Below are 20,098 nucleotides of genomic sequence, written 5' to 3' on the forward strand. Positions count from 1 at the left end.
ATGCGCATCGATGTCTCCCTGCTTCCGGCGCTGGCCGCAATCTTCGTGCTGGTGTTCGCGCGCGTGGGCGCGATGGTGATGCTGCTGCCCGGTTTCGGCGAGAGCAACATCCCGGCACGGGTCAAGCTGTCGATCGCGCTGCTGCTGACGCTGATCATCCTTCCGCTGCATCGCAACGCCTATCACGTCGACCTGACGTCGATCTCCGCGCTCGGCGTCCTGATGGTGCATGAGCTGATCATCGGCATCGTGCTCGGCGCCACCGCGCGGGTGACGCTGTCGGCGCTCAACGTCGCGGGCTCCGTGATCGCCCAGCAGCTCGGGCTCGGCTTCGTCACCGCCGTCGACCCGACCCAGGGGCAGCAGGGCCAGATCATCGGCAACTTCCTCACCATCCTCGGCCTGACGCTGCTGTTCGCCACCGACAGCCACTATCTCGTCATCGCGGCGCTGAGCGAGAGCTACCGCATCTTCTCGCCCGGCGAGATCATGCCGACCGGCGACGTCGCCGCGCTCGCGACCTCTGCGTTCTCCGCGGCCTTCAAGATCGGCCTGCAGCTGTCGGCGCCGTTCCTGGTGTTCGGCCTCGTCTTCAACATCGGGCTCGGCGTGCTGGCGCGGCTGATGCCGCAGATGCAGGTCTACTTCGTCGGCGTGCCGCTCTCGATCGTGGTCGGCTTCCTGATCTTCGGCGTCGTGCTCGCGGCGATGATGAACACCTATTTCGACTACTTCAACGGCGTCATGCGCCAACTCGCTCCAATGAATTGATCAGGAGACGAGATGGCCGACGATACCGAAGACAAAACAGAAGACCCCACGCAAAAACGTCTCGATGACGCCCTTGAGAAAGGCGACGTCGTCAAGAGCCAGGAGGTCAATACCTGGTTCGTCATCGCCGGCGCCACGCTGGTGCTGTCGACCTTCTCGGGCTCGATTGGTGGCGGCATCTTGATGCCGCTGCGCAATCTGATCGCCAATTCATGGATGATCCGCACCGACGGTGCCGGCCTGCTGCAACTGACCCAGACGCTGGGCTACGCGGTGGTTGCCGCGATCGGCGTGCCGTTCCTGATGCTGGCGCTGGCTGCGATCGCGGGCAACATGATCCAGCATCAGCTGGTCTGGTCGGGCGAGCAGCTGAAGCCGAAATTCTCCAAGATCTCGCCGGCGGCCGGCTTCAAACGGCTGTTCGGCAAGCAGGCGGTGGCGAACTTCCTGAAAGGCCTGTTCAAGCTGATCGCGCTCGGCGTCGTGATGGTCATGGTGCTGTGGCCCGATCGGATGCGGATGGAATCGTTCCTGCGGGTCGATCCGGCCGAGCTGCTGCCCGCCATCACCGGCATGACGGTGCATCTGCTGGCGGCGGTGGTCGCCATCCTGGCTGCGGTCGCGATCGCCGATTACTTCTTCCAGTACCGGACCTGGTACGAGCGTCACAAGATGTCGCTGCAGGAGATGAAGGAGGAATTCAAGCAGTCGGAAGGCGACCCGCACGTCAAGGGCAGGATCAAGCAGTTGCGCGTCCAGCGCGCCAAGAAGCGCATGATGGCCCAGGTTCCGAAGGCCTCGGTGATCATCACCAACCCGACCCACTATTCGGTGGCGCTGGCCTACGACCGCAGCATGTCGGCGCCGATCTGCGTCGCCAAGGGCGTCGACAACCTCGCCTTCAAGATCAGGGAGATCGCCAAGGAGCACGACATTCCGATCGTGGAGAACGTGCCGCTGGCCCGGGCGCTCTATGCGACCGTCGAAATCGACAAGGAAATCCCGGTCGAGCACTACCACGCGGTTGCCGAAATCATCGGCTACGTGATGCGGCTGAGGCGCGGCCTGTCCGGCCTGCGCCAGTAAGGGGCGGAAAACCGCTTGAAAAGCGCGTAACTTGCGAATTAGCCGCCTGATGGACTTGCGTTTTCGGGTCCGATTCAGGCACTCAGGGGCGAGGTGGCCGGCCGGTCGCCTCCGTGATGCAGACGAGCCATGTCTCTCCAGATGACCGCCGATAGCAACGATCCTCCCGCGACCGAGCCGTTCGTGGCTCACGGGCCAGCGCGGCGGAGCGGCAGTATCCTGCTGGTGCTCCTGATCGCCACCGGCATCGTCGCGGTGGCCGTCTGGCTCATGACCATCGGCCGTACCCAGGCGCAGCCCTATATCCTCTTCGTGCTGGCGCTGCTCGCCACCGTCGGGCTGTTCAACCTGTTCGCGCTGGCCGCCGGCATCATCCGCTTCTCCGACCGCACGAGCGACGACCCGGTGATGGGGCGGATCGCCGACCACGCCCACGAAGGGCTCGCCGTCACCGACTCCCGCGGCCACGTGGTTTATTCCAACGCCGCCTATCTCACACTGACCGGCGCGGCCGGTCCACAGGACGTCCGTCCGGTCGAACGCGTCTTCATCGGCAACCCCGACGTCTCCGAGGCGGTGTTCCGCCTCCTGAAGGCGGCGCGCGAGGGCAAGCGGCAGCAGGAGGAGGTCCGTGTCGCCGGGCACGAGGCCGGGCAAGGTGGTGGACAGGGCCGCTGGCTGCGCCTGCGGGTACGCCCGCTCGGCGAGGGCAAGCGCGACGCGAAATATGCGGTGTGGTCGATCGCCGACGTCACCCGCGACCGCGAGCGCCAGGAAGACGTGTTCCAGGAGCTGCGGCACGCGATCGAGTATCTCGATCACGCGCCATGCGGCTTCTTCTCGGTCAATCCGGCCGGCGAGATCGCCTATGTCAACGCTACGCTGGCCAATTGGCTGGACTACGATCTCGCCGAGATCGGCTCGGGCGGCCTGAAGCTGACCGACATCGTCTCGGGCGACGGCGCGGCGCTGCTGACCTCGATCGCGGCGGTGCCCGGCGAGGTCAAGACCGAGGTGTTCGACATCGACCTGCGGATGCGCGGCGGCAAGACCGTGCCGGTGCGGCTCTATCACAAGCTCGCCTTCGGCGCCGACGGTGCGGCGGGCGCCTCGCGCACGCTGGTGATCAGCCGCGCCCGCGACGAGCATTCCGATCCGGAGCGCGCCGCCGAGGTGCGCTTCATGCGCTTCTTCGACCATACGCCGATGGCGATCGCGACCGTCGATCGCGGCGGCAATGTGGTCGGCGCCAATGCGCGCTATGCCAAGCTGGCGCAGGGGCTGAACGGCGACGGCGGCGCGGCCAAGTCGATCTTCCGTGCGGTCAATCCGCGCGACCGCGGCCTGTTGATCGCCGCGATCAACCAGGCTGCCGAGGGCCAGGGCGATATCGCGCCGGTCGAGGTGATGCTTGACGGGCCCAAGGAGCGCTTCGCCCAGTTCTTCGTCACCACGGTGGAGAAGGACGAGCGCGACGCCGAAACCGCGATCGTCTACATGCTCGAGACCACCGAGCGGCGCGCGCTGGAAAACCAGATCAACCAGTCGCAGAAGATGGAGATGGTCGGCCAGCTCGCCGGCGGCATCGCGCACGACTTCAACAACGTGCTCTCGGCCATCATGATGGCGAACGACTTCCTGCTGAACGCGCACAAGCCGACCGACCCGTCGTTCCAGGACATCATGCAGATCAAGCAGAACGCCACCCGCGCCGCGACGCTGGTGCGGCAGCTGCTCGCGTTCTCGCGTCGCCAGACGCTGCGGCCGCAGGTGCTCGATCTCGGCGACGCTTTGAGCGACCTCACCATGCTGCTGCGCCGGCTGATCGGCGAGAAGGTCAAGCTCGACCTCGTCCATGGCCGCGATCTGTGGCCGGTAAAGGTCGACGTCTCGCAATTCGAGCAGGTGGTGGTCAATCTCGCGGTGAATGCGCGCGACGCGATGCCCGACGGCGGCAAGCTGATCATCCGCACCGCCAATGTGTCGACGGAGGAAGCCGCGCAACTCGCCAACAAGGGGATGCCGGCGGCCGACTACGTCAAGATCGAGATTTCGGACACCGGCACCGGCATTCCGCACGAGATCATCGACAAGATCTTCGAGCCGTTCTTCTCGACCAAGGAAGTCGGCAAGGGCACCGGGCTCGGCCTGTCCACGGTCTACGGCATCGTCAAGCAGACCGGCGGCTTCGTCTATGTCGATTCCGTGCCGGGCGGCGGCACCACGTTCCGGATTTATCTGCCGCGGCATCATCAGGAGCAGGAGGTTGCACCGGAGTCGCATGCCGGCAACGGCGCGGCAAAGGAGACTGCGACCGCAGATGCCGCCAAGCCCAAGCCGGATCTCACCGGGCAGGGCACCATCCTGCTGGTCGAGGACGAGGACGGCCTGCGCTCGCTCAATGCACGCGGGCTGCGCTCGCGCGGCTACAGCGTGATCGAGGCGGCCAACGGCGTCGAGGCGCTGGAGGCGTTCGAGGAGAACAACGGCAAGGTCGATCTCGTCGTCTCCGACGTCGTGATGCCGGAGATGGACGGGCCGACGCTGCTGAAGGAAATGCGCAGCCGCAATGCGGAGCTGAAGATCATCTTCGTCTCGGGCTATGCCGAGGACGCCTTCGAGAAAAGCCTGCCGGAGAACCAGCAGTTCGCGTTCCTGCCGAAGCCGTTCACGCTGACGCAGCTGGTCGCCGCGGTGAAGGAAACCATGACGGCGAATTAGGCCGGGCGACGAGCTGCGATACCCCTTCGCTTCCCGCAGGGCAGAGGCAATGCTGCAATGCGGTCGCGGTTGAACCCGAGCCGCATATCGCGCTAGGACGCGCTGTGGCATCCACAAGGCCCATAGTGTCACATCGCCGCGACCGAGGGCCGCAGTCGCGGTTCCCGTTTCCCGCTTCACTTTTATCTGGCTCTGCCCATGTTAGGGGCGTTTCCCCATGCCGGGGAATCCTTTGAGGAAACCAACATGAATTTCTCGCAACGCACGCGTGGAATTGTCCGGGCGATCGCCGTCGCGATGGCGCTGGCGCTGCCCGTGATGATGACCGTTTCGGCGGCCGACGCCCGCGTCGGCGGCGGCGGCTCGCGCGGCTCGCGGACATTCTCCGCGCCGCCCTCGACCAGCACCGCGCCGGGCTCGGTTGCTCCGATGAATCGTACCTTCAGCCAGCCTGGCAGCCCCAACATGGGCTCGCCCGCGGCGGCGAATTCCGGCGGCATGTTCGGCCGCGGCGGAATGGGCCGCGGCCTGCTCGGCGGCCTGGCCGCAGGCTTCCTTGGCGCCGGCCTGTTCGGCATGCTGTTCGGCGGTGGCCTGTTCTCGGGCCTCGGCGGCCTGTCGTCGATGTTAGGCCTGCTGCTGCAGATCGGTCTGATCGTGCTGGTGGTCCGGCTCGCGATGTCGTGGTGGCAGCGGCGCAATACGCCGGCGGCCGCCTACGCGGGTGGCCCCGACGTCGGCCCCGGTCCGCAGGCGAACGCCCGTTCGGGCTTCGGCTTTGGCCTCGGCGGCGGATCGAATGCGCCGGTCGAGATCACACCCGGCGACTACGAGACGTTCGAGCGGCTGCTCGGCGACATCCAGGCCGCATGGTCGAACGAGGACATCGCCAAGCTGCACACGCTCGCGACGCCGGAAATGGTGTCGTACTTCTCGAAGGATCTCGAGGAGAACAAGGCGCGCAACGTCACCAACAAGACGTCCAATGTGAAGCTCTTGCAGGGCGATCTGGCGGAAGCCTGGCGCGAAGGCGACAGCGAATATGCGACCGTCGCGATGCGCTACTCGCTGGTCGACACGATGCTGGAGCGCGGCACCGGCCGTCAGGTCAGCGGCGGGCAGCCGGAGGAGGTCACCGAGGTCTGGACCTTCGTGCGCCAGCGCGGTGGCAATTGGGAACTCTCGGCGATCCAGCAGACCAACTGATCGATTGCCGGTCACGACAAGTACAAGGCGCCGCGGCATCGTCCGCGGCGCTTTTGTTTTGTGGGTTTCATTTGCGTGTCGCGGTGCCGGAATATCCGGACAGGCCGCGGGGTGATGTCAGCGGACCAAAAAAACGCCATCGGGAGAACGAAATGAAGGTCATTGCGCATATCGCGGTTCCTGCCTGTCTTGCGTTCGTCGTCCTGGCCGCGCCGCCGGCAGCAGCGCAGACCGCCGACACCAGCTTCTTCGTCACCAGCAACGGCATCGGCAATGGCGGCAATCTCGGCGGTCTCGCCGGCGCCGACAATCATTGCCAGACCCTGGCGCAGGCCGCCGGCTTCGGCGCGCCGAAGACATGGCGCGCCTATCTCTCGACCCAGGCGGCCGATGGCAAGGTAGCGGTGAACGCGCGTGACCGCATCGGCAAGGGCCCGTGGAAGAATGTGAAGGGCGTCGTGGTCGCCAAGGACGTCGCCGACCTGCACAGCGCGAGCAACGCCCTGACCAAGCAGACCGCGCTGTCCGAGAAGGGCGAGGTCATCAACGGTGCCGGCGATACGCCGAACCGCCACGACGTGCTGACGGGATCGCAGGCCGACGGTACTGCGTTTGCGGCCGGTGAGGACCGCACCTGCAAGAACTGGACAAGCAGCACGCAGGGCGCTGCGATGGTCGGGCATTTCGACCGCAAGGGGCTGCGCGACGACGAGCCGTCAAAATCGTGGAACACGTCGCATCCCTCGCGCGGCCCCGATGGCGGCTGCTCGCAGGCCGATCTGAAGAGCGCCGGCGGCGACGGCCTGCTGTACTGCTTCGCGGCGAATTGAGGCGGCGGGGCGAGTCTGATTTTGCTGCAAGTGAATGCCCGTCATTGCGAGCGCAGCGAAGCAATCCATCCTGCCGCATGCGCGGAGCGATGGATTGCTTCGTCGCTTCGCTCCTCGCAATGACGGGGACAGTATGACCGCGCTCAGCTCTTCTTGCGCTTGGTCTTCTTGGCTGCCTTCTTCACCGTCTTCTTCGCAGCCTTCTTTTTCTTCGCGGTTTTCTTCTTCGTCGCGAAGTAGGCCCCGACCTTCTTTGAGGAATGTCCGACCTCGGCGACCGCCGCCTTGAGCCGCGCAGGGGTCACCTTGAACTTCTTCGACCAGTAGCGGACCTCGTAGGGCTCGCTGATCGCGATCCGCGCGCGGTCGGCGGCCATGTGCCGCTGCTCCTTGAAATGGGCTTCCACCTTCTTGGCGGAATGACCCACCTTCTTGACGGCGGCCTTGAGCTTTGCCGGCGTGACCTTGAACTTCTTGGACCAGTACGCAACTTCGTAGGACTCGCTCAACGCGATCAGAGCACGATCCTGTGCGCCCCGCTTCTTCTTGTCGTCCGCCATAAGTTGATCCTTCATCGAAGACTCGATGCTGTAATCTTAGCAGCCTCCGCGCAGTTCGGACAGGCGGGCCACGCGCGATGGACGATCTGACCACGGCACGGCTACGATCACCACGAAGCGATGCGATGCGGCGAAAGTTTTTGGAGGTAAGTGCATGCACTATCAGCTTTACTACTGGCCGATGATCCAGGGCCGCGGCGAATATGTTCGCCTCGCGCTCGAGGATGCCGGGGCCGAATACACCGATGTCGCGCGGGCTAAGGGCGGCACTGGCGTCATGATGAAGATGATGGACGCGCACAAGGGCACGCCGCCGTTTGCGCCGCCGTTCCTCAAGGCCGGCCAACTCCTGATCGGGCAGACCGCCAACATCCTGCTCTATCTCGGCACGCGCCATGGCCTCGCGCCGAAGGCCGAAGCCGGAAAGCTCTGGGTGCACGAGTTGCAGCTGACGATCGCGGACTTCGTGCTGGAGATCCACGATACCCATCACCCACTCGGCCCGTCGCTGTATTACGAGGACCAGAAGGCGCCGGCGAAGAAGCGCACGGAGGAGTTCTGGAAATCGCGGGTGCCGAAATATCTCGGCTATTTCGAGGATCTCGTGCAGGCGAATGGCGGTGGCTTCGTCACCGGCCGCCGGCTGACCTACGTCGACCTGTCGCTGTTCCAGATCGTGGAAGGCTTGCGCTACGCATTTCCGAAGCGGATGGCCGGGTTCGAGAAGAAGGTGCCGCGCCTGATCGCGCTGCGCGATCGGGTCGCCGAGCGGCCGAACATCAAGGCGTATCTGGCGAGCGCGCGGCGGATTCCGTTCAACGAGGAGGGGATTTTCCGGCGCTACAAGGCGCTGGATCTTTGACCCGACCGTGACGAATGGTGATCGCAGTCACCTGTTCCGCCCATCCACCGGCGTCATTGCGATCTTCGACAGGTCGATGCCGTCGATGCAGCTAATGTTGAGCGCCACGATGTCGGTGCCATCAGGCTTCTTGCCGCGCGCGAACACGTCGACGCCGCAATCGACGCAGAGCTGGTGGCGGATCGCATGGCGATTGAACAGATATTCCTTGAGGTTCTCGGCGCCGGCGCGGAGCTGGAAGCTCGTTGGCGGCATGAACACGAAGTGCAGGCCCTTCTTGGTGCAGATCGAACAGTTGCAGGCGGTGACCATGGCCATGTCGGTGGTGCATTCGAAGCGCACCTGGCCGCAATGGCAGCCGCCGGTGTAGGTCTTGCTCTCTGCCATGATGGTTCCTCACCACAGTCCGGGAACGAGGCGATAGCGCACCCGCGCCGCATAGTCGGCATAGCCTGACAACCCTGCCATCAGCGTACGCTCCTCGATCCCGGTGCGGAAGGCGAACATCGCGAAGAACACCGGCACGAAGGCAAGGCCCCACCAGGAGCCGAGTGTCAGCGGCACGCCGATGAAGAACAGCATCACGCTCGCATACATCGGATGGCGCACCAGCGCGTAGGGCCCGGTCGAGATCACGTGATGGTGGCGCTCGGTCTGCACCTTTACGATCGGGGCAGCGAACGAGTTGGTGCGGAATACCCACAGGATCAGCACGGTCGAGATCAGATAGAGCACGAGGCCGAGCACGATCTGCGGCACGCCGGCGTCGGCGCCGCCGAAGCGGCGATCGAGGCCCATCGCGACGAACCACAGCACGGCAATGACCAGGAACACCAGCATGAAGCGCTTGTCTTCGGCGGGCTGGCCCTCGCGCGCGGTGAGACGCATGCGCTCGGCAAGCAGGCCGGGATCGACCTTGGCAAGCCACAGCCCGCAGGCCGGGCCGATCAGCGCCGAGGCGATCAGGTAAGCCCAGGCGCCGGGCCAATGCAGCGTGCCGGCGAAGGCAAACAGCAGCGCGGCCATGGCGATGACGAAGAAGGTATTCTGCACGAGGAGCTTTGCGATCATGAGCGGGCTCCGTGATTCCAGCCGCGATTATCGCACTCATTTTCCGGCAAACATGCGACCGCAATCATCAACTTTCGGAGCAGGCGAGGTGTTCCCGCGCCGTCCTTGCGTCATCTCTGCATTGACAATCGTATAAGTGATTGCTTATATATTCGCATGACCAGCGCCATGCAGCTGACCAACGTGCTCAAGACCCTCGCGGACCCGACGCGGCGGGCGGTGTTCGAGCGGATCATCCGGGAAGGCGAAATCGCCGCGACCGGGCTGGTGCAGGGCTCCAAGGTGTCGCAGCCGGCGGTGTCGCAGCATCTGCGCGCGCTGCGCGATGCCGGCCTCGTCGCCGAGCGGCGCGAGGGCCGGCACATCCATTATCGCGTCGCGCCGAAGGGGCTCAGCCCACTGATCGACTGGCTCGGCCATTACGAGACGTTCTGGGCCGAGCGCTTCGCAAATCTGGAACGGCTGTTGAAGGAGAGTGAGTGATGGGTGAGACGCACGCGATCACGGTCGAGAAGGTGCTGCCTTATGCCGCCGACAGGATCTGGCGGACGCTGACCACGAGCGAGTTGCTGATGAAATGGCTGATGCCGAACGATTTCCAGCCGTGCGTCGGGCACAAGTTCAACTTCCGCACGCGGCCGATCGGCGACTGGGACGGTGTCGTGCATTGCGAGGTGCTGGATTGCGATCCGCCGCACCTGCTGCGTTATTCCTGGAAGGGCGGCGCCGACACCAATCCGGAATTCGGCTCGAAACTCGACTCCGTCGTCACCTGGACGCTGACGCCGGTCGAGGGCGGCACGCAAGTCCGCATGGTGCATGACGGCTTCGTCTTCCCCGGCAACCGCTACGCCTTCGACATGATGAGCCCGGGCTGGGGCAAGATCGTCGATGCGATCGGACGGGTCGCCGCGGAAGCCTGACCGATCACTCGTTCTTGCCGCGTCGTACGGTGATCGAGGCGTCGGCCTTGTTGCGCGTGCATTCAAGGTTGAGGCGGCGATAGCGCATCGTGATGGTGTTGCCGCGCAGAATGCCCATGCGCTTCAGGCACCGCGAGGTGCCGGTGGTGGCATCGTCCTTGGGCACGGTGAAGACCAGCGCGGTGGCGGAGCCGACCAGGTTGAAGAACTCGGGCTTCATCTTGCGATCGGTCTTGGCAAACAGCTCGATCGAATAGTCCTTGCCGCGGCAGCCGAGCGACAATTCCTTCGCCGCCGGATGTGTGAGGTATGTGATGTTGGCGGCGCTGAAATTGACCTTCAGCCCGTCGATCTGGCCGGCGAGCTGCTTGGCGATGTCCTCGCAGGGATCGGCATGCGCAGGCGCCGCAGTGAAGGCTGTCGCCAGCGCGATCAGCGCGGCCGGCAGAAAAGAGCGGATGCTCAAGGGAAAGCGTCGGCGCAACGGTGCTGTCACGAAATACCCCCGCGGTATGAAAATACGCGAAGCTACATGCAGGCTCCCGCGCAGCGCGTCAATACGGCCCTGTCAGGAGGCGCACTTGCCGTCCTGCGCCTTGGAGGCGCCGGCGGCGCGGCGTTCGCAATCGTTGCCGTAGGTCTTGCCGTCGCAGCCGCACACCGGCTTGTAGATCTTGTTGCAGATCGTCGGCCGGAATGCGCAGCTGCCGGTCTGGTCGGCGCGGCCGCATTGTCCCGGCTTGAACTGGCAGAACTGGCCGCTACGGCTGCATTGAACGCCGGCAAGGCCGCCGCAGGATCTGCCGAGGCGGGCCGCATCGGCGCCGGTCGGGACCGCGATCACCAAGGCCAGCGCTGTGAACGAGGCGAAAAGCGCTGTCTTCATGATGGTCTCCTGATGGCTTTCCTGACCGCTCCGCGGATCACTGAAGCGTTGTGGCAACCAGAGATTACCGACGGATGAAGGGTAGCACATGGATTGCCGGTCCCGTGCATGGCTGGAAGACGGCCGGCTTCCCTTTCCTTTGTCCGAAAAAGGCTTAGAACGGCTCTACATTCCGGCGGCCGCACGGCCGGACCGGCCTTACGAACCCGACCTGCAAGCCCAAAGAGCAGCTCATGAACGCCCCCTCAGCCTTCCCTGACCAGAAGCCCGTTCCGCCCTACAAGCACACCCCGCTGTTCCCGCTGGGTGCCGACACCACGCCCTACAAGAAGGTGACGAGCGAGGGCGTTCGGGTCGAGAAGGTGCTGGGCAAGGACATGCTGGTGGTGTCGCGCGAGGCGTTGCGGGCGCTCTCCGAGGCCGCCTTCGGCGACATCAACCACTATCTGCGGCCGGGCCATCTGAAGCAGCTGCGTTCGATCCTCGAGGACAAGGAAGCCAGCGACAACGACAAGTTCGTCGCCTTCGACTTCCTGAAGAACGCCAACATCGCGGCCGGCGGCGTGCTGCCGATGTGCCAGGACACCGGCACCGCGATCATCATGGGCAAGAAGGGCTGCAACGTCATCACCGACGGTGACGACGAGGCCGCGCTCTCCGAGGGCGCGCGCGACGCCTATCTGCGCCGTAACCTGCGCTACTCGCAGGTCGCTCCCTTGTCGATGTACGAGGAGAAGAACACGGCCAACAACATGCCGGCGCAGTGCGAGATCTACGCCGAGGGCGACGACGCCTACAAGTTCATGTTCATGGCCAAGGGCGGCGGCTCGGCCAACAAGAGCTTTCTGTTCCAGGCGACGCCGTCGGTCCTGACCAAAGATCGGCTGCTCGCCTTCCTGAAGGAGAAGGTGCTGACGCTCGGCACCGCGGCGTGTCCGCCGTATCACCTCGCGATCGTGATCGGCGGCACCTCGGCCGAGCTCTGCATGAAGACCGTGAAGCTTGCCTCGGCGCGCTATCTCGACGCGCTGCCGACCCACGGCTCGGCCGACGGCAACGCCTTCCGCGATCTTGAGATGGAACAGGAAATCCTCAAGATGACGCAAAGCCTGGGGGTCGGCGCGCAGTTCGGCGGCAAGTATTTCTGCCACGACGTGCGCGTGATCCGCATGCCGCGCCACGGCGCTTCGCTGCCGATCGGGCTCGGCGTCTCCTGCTCGGCTGATCGCCAGGTGCTCGGCAAGATCACGAAGGACGGCGTCTATCTCGAGGAGCTCGAGCATAATCCGGCGCAGTATCTGCCGGCGGTCGAGCAGTCGCTCGGCGGCGAGGTCGTCAAGATCGACCTCAACAAGCCGATGAAGGATATCCTCGCGACGCTGTCGCAGTATCCGATCAAGACCCGCGTCTCGATGACCGGCACCATGATCGTGGCGCGCGACTCCGCGCACGCCAAGCTGCGCGAGCGGCTGGAGAAGGGCGAGCCACTGCCGGATTATTTCAAGAACCATCCGGTGTACTACGCAGGCCCCGCCAAGACGCCCGACGGCTACGCCTCCGGCGCGTTCGGCCCGACCACGGCCGGCCGCATGGATTCCTTCGTCGACCAGTTCCAGGCCGCGGGCGGATCGATGGTGATGGTCGCCAAGGGCAACCGCGCGGTCGCGGTGCGCGAGGCCTGCAAGAAGCATGGCGGCTTCTATCTCGGCTCGATCGGCGGCGCCGCGGCGAACCTCGCCGAGCACTGCATCAAGAAGGTCGAGGTGGTCGAGTATCCCGAGCTCGGCATGGAAGCGATCTGGCGCATCGAGGTGGTCGATTTTCCGGCCTTCATCATCATCGATGACAAGGGCAACGACTTCTTCAAGGAATTGAATCTGGGTTGAGGGCAACAGGCCTCGACGGATTCTCCAAAGGCTGGGTCGCCGTCAGCATCGACGGCGACCAGCGAACGCTTTCCTTTCACAGCGACATTGCGGACGCGCTCTCGCGTCCGTTCGATCGCGCCGGGATCGATATTCCGATCGGCATGACCGATGCCGGCGAGCGCGATTGCGATCGTCTGGCCCGTGAGCGGCTGCGCCCGCACACCTCGCGTGTCTTCACCGGTGCGCGGCGCTGGCTGTGGCAGCAGTTTGACGATCCCGATGCGGCGAACCGTGAAGCGCTGCGCCGCGGCCAGACCCGCGTCTCGCGCCAGCTCTGGCACCTCGGCAGCAAGATCATGGAGGTCGACGCGTTCGTGCGCGCGAACGCCGCGCGCGACATCCGCGAGGTGCATCCCGAGCTGGTGTTCCTGCGGCTGAACGGCGGCACGGCATTGCCGCGCAAGAAGTCGGAGGAGGGCGATGCGCTTCGTCGCAAGCTGCTGAAGCGATCAGGCGTTCGCGAGATCGATCGCTGGCTGGCTGAGGTGCGGATCGGCACCGGAGCGAAGCGCGACGACGTGCTGGATGCTTGTGCGGTGGCGCTCGCAGCCCATGAACCAAACGGCTGCGTTCCCGGGGGACCGCAGCCGCTGGATGCGCATGATCTGCCGATGCAGATCTGGTTCTAGATTGAGGGCTTACGCCCGCGTGCCGGTGAAGGGGAAGCTGCCCATCGGGCCGATGCCCATCTCGCCGGAAATGCCGTCGCCTGCGACCTTGCCGGAGAATTCGAGCGTCAGCGGCATCGGGTTGGTGATGGAGACCTTCCAGGCGACGCTGTCGCCGTTCACGGTGCCGTCGAAGATTTCGGTGGAGTTGCCCTCGGCACCCTGCGTGCCGGTGAGCGTGCCGCCGGAGCTTGCCAGCGACAGCGTCGCCTTGCGCTCGCCCATCGGCGTCGTCATCGTCAGATTCCAGTTTCCGTCCACCGCCATTGATGTCTCCCCTCCGGTTAAAAGCGAGGGCGGGTATAGCCCATCTTGCAGCTTGCGCCTAGATCGCGGCTGCGGCGATCAGGCGCGGGCGGCGGTGCGCAGCCGGCTGCCGACCAGGAAGCGGAAGGCGACGTACTGGATCGCGAAGGCGGCGATCTTGGCGCCGACCAGCACCACCGACACGTAGAACGCCCACAGCTTGATGTCGCCGGTCGCCGCGATCGCGACGGTGCCGGCGGCGAGGATGAACATCAGCCCGGCCCAGGCGTAACCGGCGAGGGTGGCGTATTCCGGAATGGTCTCGGTCACGATCGGCGGCAGATAGCGCAGCATCCAGCCGCGCTTGAGCATGATCGCGCCGATCGCGATGTGGCCGATCGCGGGCTTCGCCAGCACGAAGCGCGGATCGTTGGTGAGCAGCGTCGCGCCGCCCAGCACGATCACCAGCCCGAGGCTCGCCCAGGTCATGTAGCCGAGCGCCTGTCCCTTGACGTGCGCATAGACCACCTGGGCAATCGCACCCACGATCGCAACAGCGGTGGCGATCAGGACATTGTCGGTGGTGAGGTAGACCCCAAGAAATATGATGGTGGAGAGGAAGTCGCTCGCGAGCCTGGCAAATACGCTCTTCATCGTCGTGGTTTCCGTTTCCTCTGGCAGGATGATCGTTGTGATGTTGCTATTGCAGCGTCTAGCGCGACGGTAGCGCGCCGGCCGGCGGCGTCCCGTACTTGGCCGCTCGATAGTGCGGATACCAGCGCGTGAAGCCCACCGCGGCGTTACGTGCCGCGAAGGCGATCAAGAGGCCGGTCCACAGCGGCAGGGCCGGCACATACAGCACCGCGATATTGCCGATCAGCATCAACAGCGTCGCAGCGGTCCAGGCTCCGGTGATCAGGTAGTTGGCAGTGAGGAAGCCCGGCTGCCTCGCGATCTCGGCATCGACCTGCTCCAGCGCATATTGCCGTGTGAACGGATGGCCGATCAGGATCGAGCCGAACGACACCAGCAGGATGCCGGCATCGACGGCGATCTTCACTGCGATGGTGCTTGGCGTCGGATCGACGAAGGTGAGGTAGCTGCCGACTGCGGTGAACACGATCACCGAACCGACGCCGAGGATCTTGATGCTGCGGCCGCGCGCGATATCGAACGCGATGACGGCAAGGCAGATCAGCGCGGCGCAGAGCAGGCTCGCCGTGGCCGAGGTCACCAGCATCAGCGTGGCGAAGGCGCCGTAAGGAGCAAGGATCAGGAAGATCGTCATTGGGAGCCTCGAAGGGCTAATCTTTACATCGTAAAGATATCCTAAGGGCGGGCAGAGCGAGCGTCAAGCGATATCTTTACAGTGTCAAAATCGTGATGCGATCTCAAGAAAGTGAGTGAATTCAGATTGATACTTAAGCGATCGTGGAGCGTTTCTTATATCGCCAGCCATGGCTGGACTTATCCTGGCCATCCACGTCTTCCTTCAAAACCCGACAAATACCTCGATGCCCGGGACAAGCCCGGGCATGACGAGTGGAGGGACTGGGTGTTCTTACGTCTGGAGTGACGCGCAGCTACTCCGCGCCCACCCAATTGCCGTGGAATCCGTCAGGCACACGGTGGCCGAGATGAACCAGCGCGGTCGGGCCGGCCTCGACGTCGGTGGCGTTGAAGACAGCGAGGTCGCTGCGGTTTTCGCGGGCACGCCAGACCACCGCGAGCAGCCAGCCGTCACCCTCGGCTGCGTCGGCGCTGCGCTCGACGAACACGGGCTCGGAGATGGTGTCGCCGGCGGGCAGGAGATAGTGGCCGAGCCGCTGGCCACGGCCGTCGACATGCACGATGCCCGACAGTGCACCGAACATCGGCAGATCGGGGTTGGCGCAGGCGTACCAGCCATGATTGCTGACAAATCCCGCGCGGCGATCGTCGACGCGGGGGAATTCGCCGGTGAGATCGTCGAGATAGGTCTGCGTGAAGCGGTCGGTATTGCCGGAGAGATCGAACGTCCAGCGGCAATAGCGCGCGCGGTTCTTCTTCGGGTCGGTCTGCGAGCCGTCGGGATGGTTGAACAGCGGCGCTTCCTCGAACTGCATCACGTCGGCGATGATGCGGTTGCCGTCCTCCCACGCGTTCATGACATGGAAGACGTAGCAGGTCTCGGCGCGGAACCAGACGATGTCCTTCGATGCGCCGCTGCGCTTCATCACGCCGACATAGGCGCCCTTCTCGGGCTCCCAGGCGTAGGGCGCCTGTCCGCGCATCGCGCGCTGCATGCTGCCGGTGATCGGCAGGATCGGAAACAGCACATGGTTCTCGGTGACGATGAAGTCGTGCACCATGCTGGCGTAGGGCGATTCAAAGCGTTCGAATCGCGTCACCACGCCGGATGAGTTCACCGCGCCGAACGACAGCGCCGGCGTCAGCGGGCCCGCGGCGTTGTAGCCGAAGAACACCATCTCGCCGGTCACCGGATCGATCTTGGGATGCGCAGTGAAGGGGCCTGAGATCGCGCCCTTGTAGTCGCAATAGCCGAGGCGATTGAGCGTGCCGGGCTCGATCTCGGTCGGCAGGTGGCCTTCCTCGAGCGCGAGCAGGCGGCCGCCATGGAAGATGATGTTGGTGTTGGCGACGCCGCCGTCGGTCGTGATGTCGGCAGGGGCGTCCGGCATCTTGCGGCCGAAACCGCCGAACAGCGCGCGGCCGGCGTCGTGCTCGGCCTGCCATTTCGGGGTGCGGACCCAGCGGTTGCGGTAGCTGGCGCGGCCGTTCTCGAGATGGAAGGCGTGCAGCATGCCGTCGCCGACGAACCAGTGCGCGCCCGGCGCCTCGAACTGCGGATTGGGACCGTTGCGGTAGAGCGTGCCGTTGAGCTCGCGCGGCAATTCGCCAGTGACCTTCAGGAACGGCGCGTCGGCTTCAAACGGGATCGGCGCCAGATTGGTCCGCGCCGTGTTGGATATGACTTGGTCGAGCATACCGCATCTCCCTGCCTTATTGATCTTTACATCGTAAAGATATCAATAGGGATGACGTCATCGATCGTCAAGCAAAATCTTTACAGTGTAAAAATTGCGACCTATAATAGCGACATGGCAAGATTATCCAAAGAAAACAAAGCGGCTCGCCCGGCACGGGCTGCGCCGCGCCGGGTTGCGCGAGCGGCAGCCGATCGTCCGGCGCCGCGGCGCCGGGCCAACGACACGCCGTATCATCATGGCGATCTGCACGAGGCGCTATTGAAGGCCGCCGAGCGCGTGCTCGAGCGTGATGGACTGGCGGGACTGACACTGCGTGCGGTGGCGCGCGAGGCCGGCGTGTCGCATGCCGCTCCGACGCATCATTTCGGCGATCTCACCGGCCTCGTCAGCGAGCTTGCCGCGATCGGCTTTCGCCAGTTCAACGCGGCGATGGTCGCGGCCGGCGCCAGCGGCGCCACCGCGATCGAGAAGGGGCTGGCGCGCGCCAAGGCCTATGTCACCTATGCGCAGGCGCATCCCGGCATGTATGGGCTGATGTTCCGCACGGAGCGGCTCGATATGTCGAGGCCCTCGCTGCATGAGGCGGCCAATATTTCGTTTGCCGGGCTCGCCGGTTCGATCGGCGAGAGCCGTCACGAGCAGATCCAGGAGAGAGCGCTGTCGCTCGATCAGGCCGCCGCGATCGTGCGTGCCTGGTCGCTGGTCCATGGCTTCACGATGCTGTTGCTGGATGGACGCCTGACCGACGTGCTGAACCGGATGCCACATGGCAGCACGCTCGACTTGCTGTTCGAGGCGATGCTGAAGGGCAATACGAAGCCGTGCTGAATGGTTAGCGCTGCACAAGCAACGTCGAGCGGCCGGTCTGTCCCACCGTTCTCACCTGGTCCGCGCCGCATTTGAAATCGCGGGCGAAATCGTCCGCGGCTTGCCGCGCCAGCTCATTGGCGTTGGGGTTGGCGGCGACGTCGACATAGGCGACATGACAGACCTCGCCTGGCGGCAGCCGCGTCACGGCGAGCATCGCCCGTGAGACCGGACTGCCTTTCTTGTCCTGCTCGCTGTTGTCGGCGATCTGCCAGCGCTGGATGATCGCGAAGGGCTTGCTGCCGGCGGCACGCCATTCGACCGTATCGCCGGTCGAGCTGAACGGGCCGAACCAGGCCTGCGCAGCCGGTTCCCTGGCGGCTGCCGCGCGGTTTCGGCCGACCGAGACCACTTCGCGCAGATCGCCCTCGTTGATCAGCACCACAAGGCCGGATTTCCCCGGGCAGACCCGCGTAGTGCTGCCGTCCTCGTCGCCGGGCTTGCCGATCATCCGGCAGGCCTTCGGCGCGGTCGATGTATAGCTGCTGCTGATCGTTTGGGCGCCAGCCTGACCAGGATTTGCGCTGGCGAGCGCCACAGCGATTGTCGCAAAAGCAAGGTATTTCATCGGGGGAAACCTGCGATCCGGACGTTACTTTGTGTCTGACATATGCAATCTGGGGAAGGTTCAACAGACACGCGGGAAACACCTGACAGGCGCGCGGAATCGTCCTAGAAGGGCGGCTTCGCAACTTCTGTCGCGTGCACCTTGCGTGCCTTAGCCTCGATCGTCATGCCCGCATCATTATCGCAAAAGCCCTATCGCGTCGGCCGTTCCCGTACTGGCCTCGGCCTTTTCGCCACCAAGCCGATCAAGAAGGGTACCAAGATCATCCGTTATTTCGGGCCGTTGCTCGACTCGAAGAAGAAGGATGAGGACGCGATCGAGAACAAATATCTGTTCGAGCTCACCAACCGCTGGACCATCGACGGCTCGATCCGCGAGAACGTTGCCCGTTACATCAACCACGCCTGCCGGCCGAACGCGGAATCCGACGTCAAGCCGCGCAAGCGCAAGGTGTTCATCCGCGCTATCAAGGACATCGAGCCGGGCGACGAGATCAACTACGATTACGGAACCGACTATTTCAAAGCCTATCTGAAGCCGATCGGCTGCAAGTGCGATGCCTGCGAGAAGAAGCGCAAGAAGAAGCGCGCGGAGGCGAGGGCGGAGCGGCTGCGGCTGAAGGAAAAGGCCGAGCGGAAGGCCAGGCGCGAGGCCGAGAAGCTCGCCGAGGCGCGGGCCAAGCAGCGGAAGGCCAAGAAGGCCGCCAAGGCCAATGGCAAGCTCGGCAACGGCCAAACGCCGAACGGCAAGGCTCTGAACGGCAAGGCTTTGAATGGCAAGCACCTCAACGGCCATAGCCTGACCGCAGTGACCGGCAAGCGGGCGGTGCCTTCAAGGCGCGGCGCCACGCGCGTGCTGCAGGCCTGAGTTCCGAAGCCGATCTCCTGCGATCCTGGGGCGCCGACCATCATCGCGATGCGCGGGTGCGCGCAGGACGCGGCAGATAGGCGCATTCGGCGAGCGTGGTCCCGTCGAGTTCGCGCATGAAGGCCTCGCGGGCCGCAGCGAGCCGCGCCTTCAGACGGCAGCGCGGCAGCAGCACGCAATCGCCGCCATCATCCCTGAAGCATTCGACCAGCGCGCTGCCGCCTTCGAGCGCGCGCACCACCTCACCGAGCGTGATTGCCTGCGGAGCGCGCGCCAGCGAAAATCCGCCGCCGGCGCCGCGCTGGGTCGCGATGAAGCCGGCCTCGGCGAGGTCGCGCACCACCTTGGCAAGGTGATTGCGGGAAATGCCGAACTCGGCCGCGATCTCGCTGGTGGCAAATGAGCGGTCCGGCTCGCCGGCCAGCCGCATCAGCGCGCGCAGCGCAAAATCCGTGAATGAAGTCAGGCGCATGGAAGCCCTTCGAAATCGGCACTTGGCGGAGCCACCATAGCAGTCTAAATAGGTATTTAAAATACCGATTTGGGATGTGAGCGAATGACAGCAGCAGAGCGCCGCGAGCAGATCACTGCCGAGATCGTCGCGCGGACCGGGATCACCGACGCCATGATCGAGCAGCTGGTGCACGCCTTCTACGCCAAGGTCCGCAGCGACCCGATGATCGGGCCGGTGTTCGAGGCCAGGATCAGCAATTGGGAGCCGCATCTGGCCCAGATGTGCGCATTCTGGTCGTCGGTCGCGCTGATGACCGGGCGCTATCACGGCACGCCGATGGTCAAGCACATGAAGCTGCCGGTCGATGCCGCGCATTTCGATCGCTGGCTCGAATTGTTCGAGGCGACGGCGCATGAACTGTGCTCGCCGGTCGCGGCGGATCATTTCATCGAGCGCGCGCGGCGTATCGCGTCGAGCCTCGAGATGGGCGTCGCGAGCGGGCAGGGCGTGATGCTTGGGGTCGGCGAGCGTTACAGGCGAAGCGAAGCAGGAGCAGTGCAATGACTTTGTAGGGTGGGTAGAGCGCAGCGAAAC

At 64.5% G+C, this 20,098-nt stretch carries 24 protein-coding genes; 13 read left to right on the top strand and 11 right to left on the bottom strand.

Annotated features, from left to right (window positions below):
- The 5 genes from fliR (at position 1) to CO675_RS33170 (ending at position 6,614) form a co-directional block, all read left to right on the top strand.
- A complete protein-coding gene (gene fliR / locus CO675_RS33150; RefSeq protein ID WP_097676000.1) occupies positions 1-771 on the top strand; it encodes a flagellar biosynthetic protein FliR in 771 nt (256 codons plus the stop codon).
- A gap of 12 nt (positions 772-783) precedes the next feature.
- Complete coding sequence (gene flhB / locus CO675_RS33155) at positions 784-1,857, top strand: flagellar biosynthesis protein FlhB (protein ID WP_097676001.1); 1,074 nt, start codon at positions 784-786, stop codon at positions 1,855-1,857.
- Positions 1,858-1,998: 141 nt separating this feature from the next.
- Positions 1,999-4,578, top strand: coding sequence for a cell cycle histidine kinase CckA (gene cckA / locus CO675_RS33160; RefSeq protein ID WP_097676003.1), 2,580 nt, complete (start codon positions 1,999-2,001; stop codon positions 4,576-4,578).
- Between the two features lie 246 nt (positions 4,579-4,824).
- Complete coding sequence (locus CO675_RS33165; RefSeq protein ID WP_097676004.1) at positions 4,825-5,784, top strand: Tim44 domain-containing protein; 960 nt, start codon at positions 4,825-4,827, stop codon at positions 5,782-5,784.
- A 152-nt stretch (positions 5,785-5,936) separates the two neighbouring features.
- The gene (locus tag CO675_RS33170; protein WP_097676005.1) at positions 5,937-6,614 is read left to right on the top strand and encodes a lectin; all 678 of its coding nucleotides are present in this window, start codon (positions 5,937-5,939) and stop codon (positions 6,612-6,614) included.
- Positions 6,615-6,757: 143 nt separating this feature from the next.
- On the opposite strand, the gene CO675_RS33175 is transcribed toward CO675_RS33170, so the two are convergent.
- Complete coding sequence (locus CO675_RS33175) at positions 6,758-7,174, bottom strand: DUF3606 domain-containing protein (RefSeq protein ID WP_097676007.1); 417 nt, start codon at positions 7,172-7,174, stop codon at positions 6,758-6,760.
- A 154-nt stretch (positions 7,175-7,328) separates the two neighbouring features.
- Between CO675_RS33175 and CO675_RS33180 the strand changes: the two genes are divergently transcribed.
- The gene (locus CO675_RS33180; RefSeq protein WP_097676009.1) at positions 7,329-8,036 is read left to right on the top strand and encodes a glutathione S-transferase; all 708 of its coding nucleotides are present in this window, start codon (positions 7,329-7,331) and stop codon (positions 8,034-8,036) included.
- Positions 8,037-8,063: 27 nt separating this feature from the next.
- Here the strand turns inward: CO675_RS33180 and CO675_RS33185 are convergent, their stop codons facing one another.
- Positions 8,064-8,423 (bottom strand): GFA family protein, encoded by a 360-nt coding sequence (locus CO675_RS33185; RefSeq protein WP_097676011.1) that lies wholly within the window; start codon positions 8,421-8,423, stop codon positions 8,064-8,066.
- Between the two features lie 9 nt (positions 8,424-8,432).
- Positions 8,433-9,107 (bottom strand): methyltransferase family protein, encoded by a 675-nt coding sequence (locus CO675_RS33190; RefSeq protein ID WP_097676012.1) that lies wholly within the window; start codon positions 9,105-9,107, stop codon positions 8,433-8,435.
- A 156-nt stretch (positions 9,108-9,263) separates the two neighbouring features.
- On the opposite strand from CO675_RS33190, the gene CO675_RS33195 reads away from it, so the two are divergent.
- Both CO675_RS33195 and CO675_RS33200 read left to right on the top strand, forming a co-directional pair.
- Positions 9,264-9,590: an ArsR/SmtB family transcription factor gene (locus tag CO675_RS33195; RefSeq protein ID WP_097676014.1), complete on the top strand. Its 327-nt coding sequence runs from the start codon at positions 9,264-9,266 to the stop codon at positions 9,588-9,590.
- On the top strand, positions 9,590-10,030 hold the full coding sequence (locus CO675_RS33200; protein ID WP_097676015.1) for an SRPBCC family protein: 441 nt from the start codon (positions 9,590-9,592) through the stop codon (positions 10,028-10,030). The genes CO675_RS33195 and CO675_RS33200 overlap by 1 nt, the downstream gene beginning before the upstream one ends.
- A gap of 4 nt (positions 10,031-10,034) precedes the next feature.
- Here CO675_RS33200 and CO675_RS33205 read toward each other — a convergent pair whose 3' ends face one another.
- Positions 10,035-10,496: a hypothetical protein gene (locus tag CO675_RS33205; protein WP_097676016.1), complete on the bottom strand. Its 462-nt coding sequence runs from the start codon at positions 10,494-10,496 to the stop codon at positions 10,035-10,037.
- A gap of 102 nt (positions 10,497-10,598) precedes the next feature.
- Entirely contained in the window at positions 10,599-10,916 is a 318-nt protein-coding gene (locus CO675_RS33210) for a Kazal-type serine protease inhibitor family protein (protein WP_097676017.1), read from the bottom strand.
- Positions 10,917-11,149: 233 nt separating this feature from the next.
- On the opposite strand from CO675_RS33210, the gene CO675_RS33215 reads away from it, so the two are divergent.
- Complete coding sequence (locus tag CO675_RS33215) at positions 11,150-12,802, top strand: fumarate hydratase (RefSeq protein WP_097676018.1); 1,653 nt, start codon at positions 11,150-11,152, stop codon at positions 12,800-12,802.
- Positions 12,799-13,473: a DUF429 domain-containing protein gene (locus CO675_RS33220; RefSeq protein ID WP_097676019.1), complete on the top strand. Its 675-nt coding sequence runs from the start codon at positions 12,799-12,801 to the stop codon at positions 13,471-13,473. The genes CO675_RS33215 and CO675_RS33220 overlap by 4 nt, the downstream gene beginning before the upstream one ends.
- 9 nt (positions 13,474-13,482) lie before the next feature.
- On the opposite strand, the gene CO675_RS33225 is transcribed toward CO675_RS33220, so the two are convergent.
- The 4 genes from CO675_RS33225 to CO675_RS33240 form a co-directional block, all read right to left on the bottom strand.
- Positions 13,483-13,779: a hypothetical protein gene (locus CO675_RS33225; RefSeq protein ID WP_097676020.1), complete on the bottom strand. Its 297-nt coding sequence runs from the start codon at positions 13,777-13,779 to the stop codon at positions 13,483-13,485.
- 78 nt (positions 13,780-13,857) lie between these two features.
- Positions 13,858-14,412 carry an inner membrane-spanning protein YciB gene (locus CO675_RS33230; RefSeq protein ID WP_097676021.1) on the bottom strand — a complete coding sequence of 185 codons (555 nt, stop codon included), beginning with the start codon at positions 14,410-14,412 and terminating at the stop codon, positions 13,858-13,860.
- A gap of 58 nt (positions 14,413-14,470) precedes the next feature.
- Positions 14,471-15,046: a hypothetical protein gene (locus CO675_RS33235; RefSeq protein WP_097676022.1), complete on the bottom strand. Its 576-nt coding sequence runs from the start codon at positions 15,044-15,046 to the stop codon at positions 14,471-14,473.
- 295 nt (positions 15,047-15,341) lie between these two features.
- Positions 15,342-16,745 (bottom strand): carotenoid oxygenase family protein, encoded by a 1,404-nt coding sequence (locus CO675_RS33240; RefSeq protein ID WP_097676024.1) that lies wholly within the window; start codon positions 16,743-16,745, stop codon positions 15,342-15,344.
- Between the two features lie 114 nt (positions 16,746-16,859).
- Between CO675_RS33240 and CO675_RS33245 the strand changes: the two genes are divergently transcribed.
- Positions 16,860-17,576, top strand: a complete 717-nt coding sequence (locus CO675_RS33245) for a TetR/AcrR family transcriptional regulator (RefSeq protein ID WP_097676025.1) — start codon at positions 16,860-16,862, stop codon at positions 17,574-17,576.
- Between the two features lie 4 nt (positions 17,577-17,580).
- Here the strand turns inward: CO675_RS33245 and CO675_RS33250 are convergent, their stop codons facing one another.
- On the bottom strand, positions 17,581-18,183 hold the full coding sequence (locus CO675_RS33250) for a hypothetical protein (protein WP_198964834.1): 603 nt from the start codon (positions 18,181-18,183) through the stop codon (positions 17,581-17,583).
- A 165-nt stretch (positions 18,184-18,348) separates the two neighbouring features.
- On the opposite strand from CO675_RS33250, the gene CO675_RS33255 reads away from it, so the two are divergent.
- A complete protein-coding gene (locus tag CO675_RS33255; RefSeq protein WP_097676027.1) occupies positions 18,349-19,050 on the top strand; it encodes an SET domain-containing protein in 702 nt (233 codons plus the stop codon).
- A gap of 40 nt (positions 19,051-19,090) precedes the next feature.
- Here CO675_RS33255 and CO675_RS33260 read toward each other — a convergent pair whose 3' ends face one another.
- Positions 19,091-19,522, bottom strand: a complete 432-nt coding sequence (locus tag CO675_RS33260) for an RrF2 family transcriptional regulator (protein WP_097676028.1) — start codon at positions 19,520-19,522, stop codon at positions 19,091-19,093.
- An 84-nt stretch (positions 19,523-19,606) separates the two neighbouring features.
- Here CO675_RS33260 and CO675_RS33265 point away from each other — a divergent pair, with 84 nt between their 5' ends.
- Complete coding sequence (locus CO675_RS33265) at positions 19,607-20,068, top strand: group III truncated hemoglobin (protein ID WP_097676030.1); 462 nt, start codon at positions 19,607-19,609, stop codon at positions 20,066-20,068.
- Positions 20,069-20,098: the final 30 nt, after the last annotated feature.

This window comes from Bradyrhizobium sp. C9, from assembly GCF_002532045.1.
Taxonomy (GTDB): domain Bacteria; phylum Pseudomonadota; class Alphaproteobacteria; order Rhizobiales; family Xanthobacteraceae; genus Bradyrhizobium.

What these genes read in the sequence shown, in the direction of transcription:
- CO675_RS33235 (WP_097676022.1), bottom strand. Translation starts at nt 15,046, where the DNA reads ATGACGATCTTCCTGATCCTTGCTCCTTACGGCGCCTTCGCCACGCTG.
- CO675_RS33185 (WP_097676011.1), bottom strand. Translation starts at nt 8,423, where the DNA reads ATGGCAGAGAGCAAGACCTACACCGGCGGCTGCCATTGCGGCCAGGTG.
- CO675_RS33170 (WP_097676005.1), top strand. Translation starts at nt 5,937, where the DNA reads ATGAAGGTCATTGCGCATATCGCGGTTCCTGCCTGTCTTGCGTTCGTC.
- CO675_RS33210 (WP_097676017.1), bottom strand. Translation starts at nt 10,916, where the DNA reads ATGAAGACAGCGCTTTTCGCCTCGTTCACAGCGCTGGCCTTGGTGATC.
- fliR (WP_097676000.1), top strand. Translation starts at nt 1, where the DNA reads ATGCGCATCGATGTCTCCCTGCTTCCGGCGCTGGCCGCAATCTTCGTG.
- flhB (WP_097676001.1), top strand. Translation starts at nt 784, where the DNA reads ATGGCCGACGATACCGAAGACAAAACAGAAGACCCCACGCAAAAACGT.
- CO675_RS33190 (WP_097676012.1), bottom strand. Translation starts at nt 9,107, where the DNA reads ATGATCGCAAAGCTCCTCGTGCAGAATACCTTCTTCGTCATCGCCATG.
- CO675_RS33260 (WP_097676028.1), bottom strand. Translation starts at nt 19,522, where the DNA reads ATGCGCCTGACTTCATTCACGGATTTTGCGCTGCGCGCGCTGATGCGG.
- CO675_RS33250 (WP_198964834.1), bottom strand. Translation starts at nt 18,183, where the DNA reads ATGAAATACCTTGCTTTTGCGACAATCGCTGTGGCGCTCGCCAGCGCA.
- CO675_RS33255 (WP_097676027.1), top strand. Translation starts at nt 18,349, where the DNA reads ATGCCCGCATCATTATCGCAAAAGCCCTATCGCGTCGGCCGTTCCCGT.
- CO675_RS33180 (WP_097676009.1), top strand. Translation starts at nt 7,329, where the DNA reads ATGCACTATCAGCTTTACTACTGGCCGATGATCCAGGGCCGCGGCGAA.
- CO675_RS33195 (WP_097676014.1), top strand. Translation starts at nt 9,264, where the DNA reads ATGACCAGCGCCATGCAGCTGACCAACGTGCTCAAGACCCTCGCGGAC.
- CO675_RS33165 (WP_097676004.1), top strand. Translation starts at nt 4,825, where the DNA reads ATGAATTTCTCGCAACGCACGCGTGGAATTGTCCGGGCGATCGCCGTC.
- CO675_RS33240 (WP_097676024.1), bottom strand. Translation starts at nt 16,745, where the DNA reads ATGCTCGACCAAGTCATATCCAACACGGCGCGGACCAATCTGGCGCCG.
- CO675_RS33225 (WP_097676020.1), bottom strand. Translation starts at nt 13,779, where the DNA reads ATGGCGGTGGACGGAAACTGGAATCTGACGATGACGACGCCGATGGGC.
- CO675_RS33245 (WP_097676025.1), top strand. Translation starts at nt 16,860, where the DNA reads ATGGCAAGATTATCCAAAGAAAACAAAGCGGCTCGCCCGGCACGGGCT.
- cckA (WP_097676003.1), top strand. Translation starts at nt 1,999, where the DNA reads ATGACCGCCGATAGCAACGATCCTCCCGCGACCGAGCCGTTCGTGGCT.
- CO675_RS33265 (WP_097676030.1), top strand. Translation starts at nt 19,607, where the DNA reads ATGACAGCAGCAGAGCGCCGCGAGCAGATCACTGCCGAGATCGTCGCG.
- CO675_RS33200 (WP_097676015.1), top strand. Translation starts at nt 9,590, where the DNA reads ATGGGTGAGACGCACGCGATCACGGTCGAGAAGGTGCTGCCTTATGCC.
- CO675_RS33230 (WP_097676021.1), bottom strand. Translation starts at nt 14,412, where the DNA reads ATGAAGAGCGTATTTGCCAGGCTCGCGAGCGACTTCCTCTCCACCATC.
- CO675_RS33175 (WP_097676007.1), bottom strand. Translation starts at nt 7,174, where the DNA reads ATGGCGGACGACAAGAAGAAGCGGGGCGCACAGGATCGTGCTCTGATC.
- CO675_RS33215 (WP_097676018.1), top strand. Translation starts at nt 11,150, where the DNA reads ATGAACGCCCCCTCAGCCTTCCCTGACCAGAAGCCCGTTCCGCCCTAC.